This window comes from Pseudomaricurvus sp., assembly GCF_965662505.1.
Taxonomy (GTDB): Bacteria; Pseudomonadota; Gammaproteobacteria; order Pseudomonadales; family Cellvibrionaceae; genus Pseudomaricurvus.
The window spans coordinates 17,572-32,777 of record NZ_CBFIHX010000032.1 but is presented as its reverse complement, the minus strand read 5'-3'; the positions used below and the strand labels follow the sequence as shown (position 1 = coordinate 32,777).

Genomic DNA, 15,206 nt, shown 5'->3' with positions numbered 1-15,206 from the left:
CCACAACGACTATCAACACATCGAGCTGGAAAACGGCGAAACTGGCACCAAATTCACCAGCAAAGCCTGGGAGAGCCGGGTCGAGCTGGTGCACAATCCCTTCCACGGTTGGCAGGGCGCCTTTGGTCTGCAATATCAGGATCGCGACTACGGAGCCGTCGGTGAAGAGGCCTTTATTCCCCGGATGACGCACATCCAGAGCACCGGCCTGTTCTGGATCGAAGAAAAACACTGGGACAGCCAGTGGGTGGAACTGGGACTTCGCTACGAGCGCCAAAGTGTGGATCCCGACAATTCCCGCACTGGCAGCCCGATTCCCAACGACACCCTCGATCACAACGCCGGCAGCGCGTCTCTGGGGTACCACTGGAACCTCACCGATGAGCACCATTTCAGCGCGATCCTGAGCCTTGCCGAACGCGCGCCGAGCATGGAAGAATTGCTGTCTGACGGCGCTCACATCGCGACCCAGACCTACGACCTGGGTGACGCAGATCTGGACAATGAAACCAGCCGCAACCTGGACCTTGGCTATGAGTGGGAACCCGCCAATCAAAGTCTGATCAGCAACCTGAAGGTCAACCTGTTCTACAACCAGATTGATGATTACATCTACCAGTACAACACCGGGATCGAGGATCACGACTCCGAACTGTTGGTGTATCAATATCAGCAACAGGACGCCGACTTCTACGGTACCGAAATCGAGACCAATCTGAATCTCAGCCAGAACTTCAGCCTGCGTTTGTTCGGCGATGCCGTGCGTGCCAAATTCGACCAGGGCGGCGATGTACCCCGCATTCCGCCACACCGTGTTGGCGCGGAGCTGACGTTCAATCAGCCCAGCTGGTATGGTTCTCTGCAAGTCATCGAAGCCGGCTCACAGAGCCACAGCGGCGACGGTGAAGAGGACACCGACGGCTATACCCGAGTGGACGCTCAAGTCAGCGTGCCGCTGAATCTGGGCGCAGCCGGCAGTCTGGTGTTTGTCAGAGCTGACAACCTGCTCGATGAAGAGATTCGCCACTCCACGTCCTTCCTGCGGGAAGTGGCGCCAGAAGCCGGACGCGGTCTGACTGCTGGTATCCGCCTGACTTTCTAAAACATCCAAAACTGACACCAGAATCTCTCTGAAGAACGTCATCCCGGCAGTTCTGGTGTCAATTGCCACTACACTTGATATGTATCAACTGCTTTTTTCTGTCAGCGAGTAGTCTGTGACCATCAACCAGTCATAGACATTTGTAATCCGTCATCCACAGAACAGGAGAAGATCATGGTCGAGCATGTCGTCGTTGGAGCTCTTGGCGCAACTCTCAGCATGGCCGCTATCTTAGGAGCCTCTATCGCAGGAGGGCTGTTATTGATCTGGCTGGACAGCCACACCGATCACGGTGATGAGCACTAGGTGCTGTCAGCTAAAATGCGGGAACCGGTTCAAAAAGATACCGAATGAAGTTCGTGTAGGGGCTCTCGGAGCATTGGGATCGATGAAAAACGGTACCCGAACGCTGACAGAGCCCTCTTTTTCTGTATTCCTCGCCGCCAGTGCATCACTGGGAAGGAACGTAGTGTTTCAGCAAATCCGTTAGTTTGGTGATCTTGCGCAAGCCCAGCATTCGCATAGTGGTCAACATCCCCCCCATTAAACCGCCCCCCACGCCTGCTGTCATGACATCCACCCCCGTCATATAGAGATTTTTCACGGGCAACTGGGTGTGCAGAAACGGCTGCTGAAAACGCGCCAGATTGTGGTTCAGACCGTAAATTTCGCCACGCTCACTGTGCTGATAAAACTGTGTGGATAGCGGAGAAGACAACTCATAGTAGTCGAGCGCCTCTCGCAATTGTGGCCGGTGCTTAAAAAGCACCTCCAGCAAGCGCTGTGATAATTGCTCCTTAAAGTCCTCGTAGTCTTTTCCACGCTGCTGCCAATCCGTGCCCTGCCAGCGCTCAAAATGTTCCATCGAGGCAATCGTGACGATTTCCACGGTGGATTTATGGGGGTAGCGACGATTCCATTGAGGGTCTTTGCTGGAGGGAAAAGAGATATACACCAGAGGAAAATCGGCCGTGCTGTCTTGCAGATAACGATCCTGATTGCCCTCATGATCACCACTGGGGTACACCCACAAGTTGGTGGTATCCAGCCCCAACGCCGCCGCATCTCCATGAAAACCGGCATACAGGCACAGAGAGGCACTGGATCGCTCCACTTTTTGCGCCCACTCGCTGATACCGTGCTGACGCCGACTCGCCTCAGGTAGCAGGTGCTTCACGGTGTTCATAAATCCCACATTGCTGACCACCTGATCGGCGGTGATCTTGCTGCCATCCGCCATACGCACGCCGTAAGCGCGATTATCCACCACCAGCAGTTGCTCGACTCTGGCGTAGGTAAAGACATCTCCGCCGCTGTTCTCAATGGTGGGAACTATCGTGCGTGCGATGGACGAAGCGCCGCCCTCGGGATAGGCGCCACCGGACAGATAATGTGCGGCCAGCAGGGCGTGCATCAGAAAAGCCGAGTCTCTGGGCACCTGCCCATAATCACCCCACTGCCCGGTCAGCACCGAGATCAACTGCTGGTTATCAGTCAGCCCTTCCAACACCTCACGGGTGGTCTGGAAAAACTCACGCCGCAGAAACCGGGGGCGCAAGCTGTTATACACACGCGCCATCCAGCGCGGCAGAGCCTGGCCGGCAAAATAACGGGAGGTTTTGGCGCTGACATCTCGAATCAGATCCACATAAGCGCGAATGACGGCCTCATCCTGCGGAAACTTTTTCACCAGCCCGGAGATAAAGTGCAGCCGTCCCGCGACGAATTCAAAGGACTCATCTGCCACAATGATTCGATCATAGACCGGATCCATCTCCGACCACTGCAAACGCCCTTCACTGATGACATCGAACAACCGGCGCATGGTGGAATTCTGTAAATGCACCTCGCCGATGTAGTGCACCCCCACATCCCACTCGTAGCCACGTCGCTCATAGGCATGGGTAAACCCTCCCGCGGTATAATGCTGCTCCAGCACACACACTTTTTTACCCAACTGCGACAAGAGGGCGGCATTGGTCAGCCCCCCGATGCCGGACCCCACCACGATAACGTCGTAATGAGCTGCAGCACGACCCGAACGATAGCGTTTGCCAATGCGAACCTTGGGTTTCACCGTATCCCCATGGGTGCTTGTCCCCTCATCCGGCGGTGTCGCTTCAGAATCAGCAGCCAGAGGCTCGACTTCGGCAATCGTCATGGTAAATCCTTTTTTTGAGGGCATCCGGTTCCTGAGGACAGCCGGCCACCGTCGTATCCACTGTTAACAGGCTTTGGAGGACATGTCCGAAGGTTTAACACTGAGGAACCAGGCCCAACCCAGCAATATTAGCTGCAAAGGTCCACGGATGAACAGATAAACCGGCCCCCATACTGCGGGCAATAACAATAAGCACAGAATAATGATCGGGGTGATCATCGGGCTGCTTCTTCGTATGTAGTCTGGCTCATATGTAGTCTGGTTCATATATAGTCTGGCTCGCCTATAGCCCGACCCGCATATAGCTTGGTCCATATAGGCTAATTAAGTGGAAGCTGTGTTCGTGGCCAGAAGTCCTACCTGACCGCTCCCAGCATGTGAACATCACACACCTGATACTTTAGTTTTAGATATAGTGGTATCACCAAAATAAATGTGGTTGATTTTAAAATCCGGCATGTCATATTTAGCCATCGAACCTCACATAAAACGACAATAACAATGACTCCAGCGAGGAAATTATGGATAACAACCCACTTCCGGTGTTTTACATCGACGCCAGACGCTCTTTATATCTAGGTCGAAACCGCGCGCCTCTGCGCGAGATTCACTCAGGCAACTCCTGGTTTACGGTCTGCCTTCAAGGTCAGTTGCGGTTTCAGGCCAACGGCCACGACGAATGGATCACCGCCAAAAGTATTCTGGCTTCCGCAGGCACTAAAATCACCGTCGATAATCGCGATGCAGTCTCTTGCGTCTTTTATCTGGACGAAACAAAACCTGACTTTGCCGCACTGAAAAGCCTCATGCAGCCGACGCCCAGCGGCCTGTATTGCCACCACTCCCACGAGGAGAGCCTGGCCGAACAACTGAGAGATCTGCGCGACCAGGAGCCTGATTTCGACACTGCCCTGGCATGCCTCGACGAGTTGATCTACGGCCCCCTCGGAGATCGACGCCACGACTTTAAAGCCGATCCGCGCATCGAGCATGTCGTTCAGCGTATTCGTGAAACCTCCGCGGAAAACATGTCAGTCAAACAGCTCGCCAAAGAAGTCAACATGTCTGAGTCTGGCTTGATCAAACTGTTCCGGAAAAACGTCGGGGCCCCGATTCGTAAACACCGCCTGTGGTGTCGCCTGATCAACTTCATCACCTTCGTCATGGCCGGTAAATCCATTCCCGAAGCGACGACACTAGCCGGGTTTTCCGACGCCTCTCACTTATCCAAGTGCTACAGCAGTTTGATGGGTGTGCCCATCTCCGTCGCCTTTGCCCGGACGCCAACCATTAAATGCTTCATAGCCGATGAGAAACTGACACGCGCCGAACAGATGGATCCCAAATCTGAGCGCCTGCCAACAGACCCAAGAGAATATTTTGCTCGCTTAGCCATGTCTAAAGCCAGCTAACCACTTCCCCGTTATTCGGCCAGCGAGCTGCCAAGCTTGCTGGCCACATCTACAGTCGCTTTTATATATAAACCACCCTCTTATCCCGCCGCTCTGTCTTTTCACTCCATAATCTGCAGCAATCCTCGCCAACCTTTTGGCAAAACACTTCGGAAAACTCTAGACTGATAATTGAACTCTCAGGATTCAGAGATACCATGAGCACTGACCATCCGGACAAAATCAATTACAAAAGCTTATTGCATGAGCTGCATATTAAACTGGTGAAGCTGCAGAACCACATCATCCTCAACGAGCTGCAATTGTTGATTATTTTTGAAGGGCGAGACTCCGCCGGCAAAGATGGTGTGATCAAGCGGATTACTGAGCATCTGAGTCCGCGCGATATTCGCGTGATCGCCTTAAGCAAACCGACCGAACGGGATAAAAATTCCTGGTACTTTCAGCGCTACACCGATTACCTCCCGAGCCGCTCTGAAATGGTGTTATTTAACCGCAGCTGGTACAACCGGGCTGGGGTGGAGCGTGTCATGTCGTTTTGCACCGAGCACGAATACCAAAGTTTTCTGAATACCGTACCGAACTTTGAAGCGATGTTAAGCGAGTCGGGAATCCAAATCGTCAAATACTATCTGGATATCTCAAAAGAGGAACAGAGAAAGCGACTGGACGACCGCCGGGTTAATCCACTGAAGCAATGGAAGATCAGCCCGATTGATGAGGTCGCCCATCAGCACTGGGACGACTACACCTTGGCAAGAAACGAAATGCTGTACCGCACTCATTCAGACCGAACACCCTGGTACATCGTTAAAGCTAACGATAAAAAGCGAGCGAGACTGAACGTCATACGTCATTTATTGAGCGTTATTCGAGTTTCTGAAACGGATGCCGACCACGGAGACCGTACCCACCAGCAAGTCGACAGTGACATCGTCTTTCCCTTTGAAGAAAAGCATCTGACAGACGGAACACTCTACCCCTAACGAGACAATGCGCGCTCCGCGTAAGCCAAACAGTCAATCTTTGAATTTTTTCTTATCGTAATGATCTTTTGAGTGGTCCATTTTATCTTGCATATCGTCTTTCTTATCATCGATGTGATCTTTTTTATCATCGAGACGATCTTTGGCATCGTCTTTGGCGTCTTCCGCAACCTTTTTAGCATCACACTTACCACTGACACCAATGCCTGCATCCATCGCTGCATTTCTTGCGGCCTTTTTGGGATCGCAATCCAGAACATCGGGCTTCAAGTCGGCCAATACAGCTACAGGACAAAGACAAACTGACACCAGCACTGCTTTTCGAAGGGGTTTAGCTATCAAAGTCATTGCATTCTCCTGCGATACCGAACTAAATCTAAGACTTGGCAACCGGAAGCCACCAATACCCGTTCAGTATAGACAGTTTTAATTCCACCACAGGGCTACAACGTTGAAATCATCGTCAGCAATACTGACCATTCCTTGCTTATTGTATTAGCGCATCAAGCAACACAATCTATCGCTGAAGTGTCCGGCTCAAATCGTCGACGGGCGACTTGATCAGCAATCACATTGGTAGCTTCGCCGGTCGAGGTCGAGCGCTGAAAGATTTCCTGCAATGTTTCGGTGACCGTTTGAGTAATGTGTTTGTGGGCTCTGGCGTAAGGCAGTCCCTGACGCTGATAATAGACATCAATAATGCCACCTGAGTTGATCACGTAGTCGGGTGCATAGAGTATATCTCTGGCTTTTAACGCCGCCCCCAGATCATCGTAGGCCAGTTGATTATTGGCTGATCCGGCGATGACTCCTGCGGTCAATTGGCTCAACACCGTATCATCCACGGTGGCCCCCAGCGCACAGGGAGCAATCACATCCACCGGTGATGAAAAAATCTGATCGGGTTCCACCACTGTCGCGCCCAGCTCCGCGGCTGCTTGCTCGGCGCTTTCAGCGTACACATCACTGACCCACAGTTCGGCGCCCTCCCCGGCCAGCATTTCAGCCAGACGATAGCCCACACTGCCAACTCCCTGCACCGCCACACGCAGACCTTTAAGGTCACTGGATTTATAGCGCTGCTCCACAGCGGCCTTCAAGCCGATAAAGACACCGTAAGCGGTAGCCGGTGACGGGTCACCGCGCTCTCCGGGCTGAGATGAAAAACCGGCAACGTGTGATGTTTCCTGCCCCATGATTCTCATATCAGCTTCGCTGATACCGGAGTCCTCGGCAGCGACATAGCGGCCACCCAGGGAATCGATAAAACGCCCCATGGCTCGCAGCAATTCTTCGGTTTTATATTGCCGGGGATTTCCCAGGATAACGGACTTGCCGCCACCAAGAGGCAAATTGGCCGCGGCGGATTTGTAGGTCATGCCACGAGATAACCTCAACACATCATTGATGGCTTCATCTTCGCAGCGGTAATCGAACATTCGACAACCACCCAACGCATGACCCAGATGGGTATTGTGGATAGCGATAATGGCTTTCAGGCCGCTGGGTTTGTCATGACAAAACGCCAAGTGCTCATGACCATCAAATGACCTGTGCTCAAACACACTCATAGCAAAACTCCTTTTTTTAGCCCTTTTGAGGCATTGATGGGGTATGAGATACCCCGGTTATACGACCTGATCAAGGTCAACAACATGAACCGCTGATGCTTCACTGCCGTAAAAACGATCCAGAACTTCGTTGCGCTTGTGGCGCCAATGTTCAACAGACTTCTCTTTCACAGGGCCAAAGCCCCTAACTTTTTCGATCAAGGCCACCCATTCCGTGGCAATCTCGGCATTCTCTTCTTTGAGGTTAGGTAAAATTTCTCGGTTCATCAAATCCTCAAACTCACTGACTAACGAAACTTCCATTTTTCTCTCTTTCGTGTACGAAAAAATATCCAACGGCGTACCGCGAAGAATTTTCAGTTTGGCCAGCAGAGAAAACGCCTTCATCATCCAGGGACCAAACTCTTTCTTTTGTGGTCGTCCGGTGTCTGGATCAATCCGGGAAAAAATCGGCGGAGCCAGATGAAAGTGCAGCTCGTATTCTCCTTTTGCATCACCCTCAAACTGTTTTTTGATTTTCTCCATAAACCCGGTGTCGGTGAATAATCTCGCCACCTCGTATTCGTCCTTGATCGCCAGCAGTTTGAAATAGCTTTTGGCCACCGCCTGAATAAAGACCTCTTCATGTTCCGGATCAAGATTGGCATTGACAGCAGAGCGACGGCATTTCTCCACAAACTGCAGGTAGCGCTCTGCGTATTTCGCATTTTGATAGCGTGTCAGATACGTCTTGCGAAACTGAATAATGTCGGCGGCAGTCTTGAGCGGCTGAAAGGGAGGCTTATGCTCGGGCAGCAATGACAGTACCGTTTGTTCGTCGTGCGCAGCCCGACGGCCCCACAAAAACGCCTGCTTATTAAATTCGACCGCGACGCCGTTTAACTCAATCGATTGCTCGATCGCATCCCCGTCAACTGGAATCAGTCCTTTCTGATAAGCGAAGCCCAACAGGAACAGATTGCCACCAATGGCATCCCCCATTAACTCCACCGCTAACTGACTGGCATTGATGAAGTGTGTTCTATCCTCCCCGACTTCTGCGGCAATGGCTTTTTTCATCGCCACCTTGGGAAAGCGAATATCCGGGTCACGGGTAAACGCCGCGGTTGGGGATTCGTAATCATTAATGATCGCGTGGGACAGGCTTTGATTGACCTTGGCCAGCGCCTCTTCGCCCGCAGCCACTACCAGATCGCAACCCAGTAACAAATGAGCGTCGCCTGCCGGCACCCGAACCGCATGAATGTCACTCTGCTGTTGACCAATGCGCACGTGGGATACCACCGCCCCAAACTTTTGCGCCAAACCGGTGAGATTTAACACGGAACAGCCCTTACCCTGTAAGTGAGCGGCCATCCCTAAAATCGAACTGATGGTCAGGACACCGGTGCCACCGATACCGGTCATCACCACATTCCAGGGCTTGTCCAGTGCTGGCAGCACCGGATCCGGTAGTGACATATCCAGAGACTGGGTTATAGAACCGCGCTGCTTACGCAACTGCCCCCCGTGAACCGTAACAAAGCTTGGACAGAACCCCTCCACACAGGAATAGTCTTTATTACACGCGCTTTGATCAATGGTGCGCTTGCGTCCCAGCTCCGTTTCCTTGGGCAATACCGACAGGCAGTTGGACACGTCACCACAATCACCGCAGCCCTCGCACACGTCGCTGTTAATCACTACCCGTTTTTGCGGATCCGGAAACTCGCCTTTTTTCCGGCGGCGACGCTTCTCTGCGGCGCAGGTCTGATCATAGATAATAACCGTGGTGCCCCTCTCTTCCCGCATGGCTTTTTGGATGGTGTCGAGCCGTTGGCGATGATCAATCGTCAAACCTTCAAAGTTGGGAAAGTCAGCCGGGTACTTGTCCGGCTCATCGGTCACCACAGCAATCCGGTAGATGCCTTCACCACGCAGCTGTTCAATGATTTGTGCCACGGTCAGAGAGCCATCCACCGGCTGGCCACCGGTCATCGCCACCGCATCGTTGTAGAGAATTTTGTAGGTAATGTTCGCACCGGAGGCGACTGCTGCCCGGATGGCTAATAAGCCGGTATGAAAGTAGGTTCCGTCTCCGAGGTTTTGAAAAACATGCTTCGTCTCGGTAAACGGAGCCTGCCCCAGCCAGGTGGCACCCTCGCCTCCCATTTGCGTGAACGTGTGGGTTTCACGATCCATCCAGGTCACCATATAGTGACAACCAATACCCGCCAGAGCACGGGAACCTTCAGGCACTTTGGTCGAGGTATTGTGAGGACAACCGGAACAATAGTGAGGTGAGCGCTCGATTAACTCCCGGGGGCGGGCCAGAGATTGTTCTTTATGCTCAAGAAAGGCCAGCCGACGATCAATGTCATCGCTGCGGTAAAAGGGTTTGAGCCGTGCGGCAATTGCCCGTGCCACCATGGCCGGAGTCAGCTCACCCAGATTCGTCAACAGGGTTTCACCGTGCTCATCGTATTCCCCCACCACGCGGGGGCGCTCGTGCACCGGCCAGTTGTACAATTGTCCAGTGAGCTGATCCTCAATCACCGAGCGCTTCTCTTCCACCACCAGAATTTCCGTCAGCCCCTTGGCAAATTCATGTGTGGTTACCGGCTCCAGCGGCCAGGGCATACCCACCTTAAACACCCGCAGCCCGATGGAAGAGGCCATGACTTCATCAATGCCCAGATCATCCAGCGCTTGCAGCACGTCGAGGTAAGCCTTGCCGGATGTAATAACCCCCAGATGCGGATTGGGCGTGTCGTGGGTGATGTAGTTGAGTTTGTTGACTCGGGCAAACTCGCGGGCGGCGTAAATTTTGTACTGATTTAGCCGCGCTTCCTGCTCCAGAGGCTTGTCCGGCCAGCGCGCGTGCAAACCGCCGTCCGGCATCTCGAAGCCGTCCGGGATAACAATATTGATTCTGTCGGGATCAATGTCGGCAGAGATGGCCGAATCCATGTTTTCGGTAATCGCCTTGAGTCCCACCCAGCAACCACTGTAGCGTGACAACTCCCAACCATAGATGCCCAGATCGAGAATTTCCTGCACATTGGAAGGCGCCAGGATTGGGGCCGAGGCCGCCATAAAGGAGTGTTCACATTGGTGGGGAAGTGTGGACGATTTACAGGCGTGATCATCACCCACAACTGCCAGCACACCGCCATAGCGGGAAGTACCGAAGGCATTGGCGTGTTTGAGGACATCCATGGAACGATCCAGCCCGGGGCCTTTGCCGTACCACATACCGAACACGCCATCGTACTTCGCGCCTTCGAACAGGTTGACCTGTTGCGAACCCCAGACCGCGGTCATCGCCAGGTCTTCATTCACACCGGGGTTAAAGACGATATTATGTGGCTCGAGGTAGTTTTTGGCCTTCCATAACGCCTGATCCAGCCCGCCAATCGGAGAGCCACGGTAGCCCGAAATATACCCGGCGGTATTCAAGCCCCGCGCGATGTCCCGCTGGTGCTGCAACATAGGCAAACGCACCAGCGCCTCAATCCCGGTCATATAAGCCCGACCGGAGGTTAACCGGTACTTGTCCTCTAACCCGATCTGGGTCACAGCGGGCTTAGAGCTTGAACTGTTGTCCAATTTCACTTCTGACATACGGTGTTCTCCTGCCAGACTGCAACACACTACCGTGCTTGCGGCTTCGTCTTATTGATTTTATTTAAGAAGGGACTGCTGCGGTTAAGCTGGCTGTTAACCATGAACCAAGCTCGTTCACCATAGACCCAGCCCTATTAACCATAGGCTCAGCTAACCATAGGCTCAGTTAACCATGGCTCAGTTAACCATAGGCTCAGCCCCGTCGACTGACCAGTCAGATCCCATACACAAGATTCTAATCGAGCCCATGAGGTATTTTTTTGTTTTCTTTCGCGCTTCCGGGTCTATAGTGCATATATATACCCATGAATTAGCCCTAACGAGGTAAATCATGCAGGACAAGATTTCCGGTGCCGATCTCAAGATTCTCAAACTGTTGCAGGAAAATGCCAGTCTCACCGCCGCAGAGTTGGCAGACCGCATCGGACTGTCTCAAAGTCCCTGCTGGCGCAGGGTTAATCGATTGGAGAGTGAAGGCTATATACAAAAGCGTGTGGCATTACTCGATGCTGAAAAGCTGGGTATGGACGTGGTGGTTTTTTGCAGTGTAAAACTGAGTGTGCACGGTCGTCAGTCGCTGGAAGAATTTGAACAAGCGGTTGCCGGTCTTCCGGAGGTCACGGAGTGCTACACCATGACCGGGACCATGGACTACATGCTGAAAATTGTGACAAAAGACATTCGCCACTATGAACAGTTCGTGCGAACGTTTTTAGCCCAAATGCCCGGTATTCAGGAAATACACTCTCACGTGGCGGTCACCGCCATCAAAAATACCACGTCGCTGCCGCTGGATACTCAACTGTAAATTGGCACTCCCCCTGTGCATTTATCAGTTCATTGATCACCCGACACCATCCTCGATGCACCATATTGACGCACCCTTAAAGCACACTCTTCTGGCGTCGAACTTTTCACAAGACACTCCTCAGGATTGAAAGCACAATTTGCGATCAGGAAAAGCTATAAAAAGTGCCACCATGGAGCACCACCAAGCTATCTCTCAATTCCGCTAGCGCAAAGGGCTGCACCACAACAACGCAGAAGAAAATCACGCCGCTTTTTGTCGGCAACAGTTATTACAAATAAATACAAAACATTGCTGCTCTTATAAGTTGGCATAGCCATTGCTCTATCAATTTCAAATCCATCAATACGAGAGCATCCCATGTCTTATCTAGCCCCTGCGGAGTTCGTCACCAAAATGGTTGACGCCGGAGAGTCGAAAGTTTTTATGTCGACTCGTGATACTTTAATCAGAGCGTATATGGCCGGGGCGATTTTAGCGCTTGCGGCTTCCTTCGCAATTTTTGTCACGACCACAACAGGCTCAGCCATTCTGGGTGCGGTTCTCTTCCCTATCGGTTTTTGTATGTTATACCTCATGGGATTTGACCTGCTGACCGGGGTATTTGTGTTGGTACCACTGGCTCTGCTTGATAAACGACCGGGAGTTACGACCAGTAGCTTGCTGCGCAACTGGGGACTGGTGTTCGTTGGAAACTTCGCCGGCGCGCTAACCGTTGCCTTTATGATGGCTTTTATCTTTACCTACGGTTTCAATACTGACCCCGGTGCGATTGGAGAGAAAATTGCCGGCATAGGTGAGTCTCGTACTCTGGGCTATGCAGAATATGGTGTGGCCGGTTGGTTCACTATCTTCATCCGTGGCATGTTGTGTAACTGGATGGTTTCTATGGGTGTGGTTGGCGCAATGATCTCCACGTCTGTTAGCGGCAAGGTAATCGCCATGTGGATGCCTATCATGCTGTTCTTTGCCATGGGTTTTGAGCACTCCGTAGTTAACATGTTCCTGTTCCCATCAGGCATCATCATGGGTGCTGACTTTTCTGTGATGGATTACCTGATCTGGAATGAGATCCCAACCGTTCTTGGCAACCTGGTCGGCGGACTGGCTTTTACCGGTCTGACTCTCTATAGCACTCACGTCAGAACTGCTCCTAAACGCGCTTACTGATATTTTAGTTCATTGAATGAATGACGGGCCTCATCTGGCCCGTCATTTTCCTTCGCACTCCCATTCATTGATTACATCTTTCCTGATGACTTATACGAGGTAATCCCAATGACACGCAACGAAGTAACAGAACTGATCATTCTTCAAAAGCTGAAAAAACAACTCACCTGGCCGGAACTGGCCAGCGCCATAGGCAAAAGCAAAGAGTGGACAACCGCCGCACTGCTGGGACAAATGACGCTGGATGCCGATCAAGCCAAAGTGATTGGTGAAAAACTGGAGCTGCCGGAAGACGCCATCACTCAACTGCAAGTGGTTCCCTATAAAGGCTCACTGCCAACGGCAGTACCCACCGACCCACTGATCTATCGTTTCTACGAGCTGATCAGCGTTTACGGAACAACCTTTAAAGCACTGATACACGAAGAGTTTGGCGATGGCATCATGAGCGCGATCGATTTCGATATGGACTTGCAACGCCAGGAAGACGCGAAAGGTGATCGGGTTAAAATTACCATGAGTGGTAAGTTTCTGCCGTACAAGAGTTATTAAAACAATCTTGCTCCTAACATCTTTTCAAAAAGATCACGCTAGCCTACTCTAACCGTTGACAAAAAGTGACAGGGATAATGCAATGTCCGACTCGCTGAAGGTGACGGTAGGTCAACACTCAGACAAAGGGCGCAAGGCAGAAAATCAGGACTGCCTTGGCGTCCGTTTGCCTCAAAATTCACAGCGGGACTTTAAAGGCATCGCAGTCGCCATGGCCGACGGCATTAGCAGCAGTAATGTCAGCCGCATTGCCAGTGAAACGGCGATTAAAAATTTTCTCGATGATTATTACTGCACGTCCGACGCCTGGTCGGTTAAGAAGTCAGCCAGCAAAGTACTGGATGCAACCAACGCCTGGCTCTACTCACAGACTCAAAACAGCCCCTACCGCTACGACAAGGATAAGGGCTATGTTTGTACACTGAGCGCTCTGATTATCAAATCCAACACCGCGCACGTTTTCCACGCCGGCGACACGCGTGTATACCGTTTTAATGACAGCGGATTGGAACAATTAACCGCAGATCATCGCTTATGGATCAGCGAAGATAAAAGTTATTTGAGTCGTGCTCTGGGCGTCGAATCGCAATGTGAGTTTGATTATAAATCTGTCTCGGTTCAAGCGAATGATGTTTTTATACTAGCAACTGACGGTGTCTATGAATTCCTGGAACCTCAGCAGCTGATTGAAGCCATCAGACACGAAAGCGATCTGAATACTGCGGCCAAATCACTGGTCGATCAGGCCCATCAAAACGGCAGCGATGACAATCTTAGCCTGCAACTGGTTCGGGTTGATGCCTTACCGTCAAGAAAGATCACAGAATTCAAAAACCAGATCGAGACCTTGCCTTTTCCACCGCAACTGGAGGCCGGCCAGGAATTCGACGGCTACACCATTGTTCGACAGATGCACGCCAGCAGTCGCAGCCATGTGTATCTGGCTCGGGATAATGACACCAACACCCAGGTCGTCATCAAAACGCCCTCAATCGATTTGCGCGGTGATCCCGAATACCTGGAACGTTTCCTCACTGAAGAATGGATTGCCCGGCGCATCAACAACAACCATGTATTGAAAGCTGGACGCAAAGACCGAGGCCGACATTTTCTCTACACGGTAACCGAATACATTCAGGGACAAACTCTCGCACAATGGCTGAGGGACAACCCCACACCCGACGTCGAAACGGTACGCGGCATTATTGAACAGGTCGCCAAAGGACTGATGGCGTTTCACCGTATGGATATGCTGCATCAGGATCTAAAGCCTGACAACATCATCATCGACCAAAACGGTACCGTGAAAATCATTGATTTTGGCTCCACCTATGTTGCCGGACTGGCAGAAAATCTGTCCGACCGCGAACAAAATCATTTACTGGGAACCGCACTTTACACGGCACCCGAGTATTTTTTAGGGGAAGCAGGAACCCCCAAGTCGGAACAGTTCTCTCTCGCCGTCCTCACCTACCACCTGCTGTCGGGTCGCTTTCCCTATGGCAACAAGGTTGCTCAATCACGAACCGTGCGCAGTCAGAGAAATTTGAATTATCAATCCGTACTCGATGTTGATCGGGAGATCCCCGCCTGGATTGACGACACATTAAAAAGAGCACTCCAGCCATTCCCGCACAAGCGTTATGAAGAAATTTCCGAGTTTCTCTACGATCTGCGCCATCCCAATCAGCAGTATTTAAATAAGGCCCGCCCACCGCTGCTCGAACGCAACCCGGTCGCCTTTTGGCAGGGCGTTTCGTTCATGCTTGCGGTGATGGTGGTCGTTTTGCTGATTCGTCATTGATCATTGCTGAGTCGTGATTATCGACACGTCAGAC

Annotated in this window: 12 protein-coding genes; 8 read left to right on the top strand and 4 right to left on the bottom strand. The window is 51.9% G+C overall.

The features are described from left to right. Positions 1-1,102: TonB-dependent receptor (locus ACTG33_RS06555; protein ID WP_439134399.1), on the top strand; the 1,102-nt coding region annotated here is incomplete at its 5' end. Positions 1,103-1,276: 174 nt separating this feature from the next. After that, positions 1,277-1,408, top strand: coding sequence for a hypothetical protein (locus tag ACTG33_RS06550; RefSeq protein WP_439134398.1), 132 nt, complete (start codon positions 1,277-1,279; stop codon positions 1,406-1,408). 145 nt (positions 1,409-1,553) lie between these two features. Here ACTG33_RS06550 and ACTG33_RS06545 read toward each other — a convergent pair whose 3' ends face one another. Continuing rightward, positions 1,554-3,263: an FAD-dependent oxidoreductase gene (locus tag ACTG33_RS06545; protein ID WP_439134397.1), complete on the bottom strand. Its 1,710-nt coding sequence runs from the start codon at positions 3,261-3,263 to the stop codon at positions 1,554-1,556. A gap of 521 nt (positions 3,264-3,784) precedes the next feature. On the opposite strand from ACTG33_RS06545, the gene ACTG33_RS06540 reads away from it, so the two are divergent. Continuing rightward, on the top strand, positions 3,785-4,675 hold the full coding sequence (locus ACTG33_RS06540) for a helix-turn-helix domain-containing protein (RefSeq protein WP_439134396.1): 891 nt from the start codon (positions 3,785-3,787) through the stop codon (positions 4,673-4,675). A 197-nt stretch (positions 4,676-4,872) separates the two neighbouring features. Beyond that, positions 4,873-5,661: a polyphosphate kinase 2 gene (gene ppk2 / locus ACTG33_RS06535; RefSeq protein ID WP_439134395.1), complete on the top strand. Its 789-nt coding sequence runs from the start codon at positions 4,873-4,875 to the stop codon at positions 5,659-5,661. A 33-nt stretch (positions 5,662-5,694) separates the two neighbouring features. On the opposite strand, the gene ACTG33_RS06530 is transcribed toward ppk2, so the two are convergent. The 3 genes from ACTG33_RS06530 to ACTG33_RS06520 form a co-directional block, all read right to left on the bottom strand. Continuing rightward, positions 5,695-6,009, bottom strand: a complete 315-nt coding sequence (locus tag ACTG33_RS06530) for a hypothetical protein (RefSeq protein WP_439134394.1) — start codon at positions 6,007-6,009, stop codon at positions 5,695-5,697. Between the two features lie 155 nt (positions 6,010-6,164). After that, on the bottom strand, positions 6,165-7,232 hold the full coding sequence (locus ACTG33_RS06525; protein WP_439134393.1) for a Glu/Leu/Phe/Val dehydrogenase dimerization domain-containing protein: 1,068 nt from the start codon (positions 7,230-7,232) through the stop codon (positions 6,165-6,167). Between the two features lie 57 nt (positions 7,233-7,289). Next, positions 7,290-10,835 carry an indolepyruvate ferredoxin oxidoreductase family protein gene (locus ACTG33_RS06520; RefSeq protein ID WP_439134392.1) on the bottom strand — a complete coding sequence of 1,182 codons (3,546 nt, stop codon included), beginning with the start codon at positions 10,833-10,835 and terminating at the stop codon, positions 7,290-7,292. Positions 10,836-11,169: 334 nt separating this feature from the next. Between ACTG33_RS06520 and ACTG33_RS06515 the strand changes: the two genes are divergently transcribed. The 4 genes from ACTG33_RS06515 (at position 11,170) to ACTG33_RS06500 (ending at position 15,172) form a co-directional block, all read left to right on the top strand. Beyond that, positions 11,170-11,646 carry an Lrp/AsnC family transcriptional regulator gene (locus ACTG33_RS06515; protein WP_439134391.1) on the top strand — a complete coding sequence of 159 codons (477 nt, stop codon included), beginning with the start codon at positions 11,170-11,172 and terminating at the stop codon, positions 11,644-11,646. 360 nt (positions 11,647-12,006) lie between these two features. After that, the gene (locus ACTG33_RS06510) at positions 12,007-12,816 is read left to right on the top strand and encodes a formate/nitrite transporter family protein (protein WP_439134390.1); all 810 of its coding nucleotides are present in this window, start codon (positions 12,007-12,009) and stop codon (positions 12,814-12,816) included. Between the two features lie 108 nt (positions 12,817-12,924). Then, positions 12,925-13,368, top strand: a complete 444-nt coding sequence (cynS, locus tag ACTG33_RS06505; RefSeq protein WP_439134389.1) for a cyanase — start codon at positions 12,925-12,927, stop codon at positions 13,366-13,368. An 82-nt stretch (positions 13,369-13,450) separates the two neighbouring features. Further along, positions 13,451-15,172: a protein kinase domain-containing protein gene (locus tag ACTG33_RS06500; RefSeq protein ID WP_439134388.1), complete on the top strand. Its 1,722-nt coding sequence runs from the start codon at positions 13,451-13,453 to the stop codon at positions 15,170-15,172. Positions 15,173-15,206: the final 34 nt, after the last annotated feature.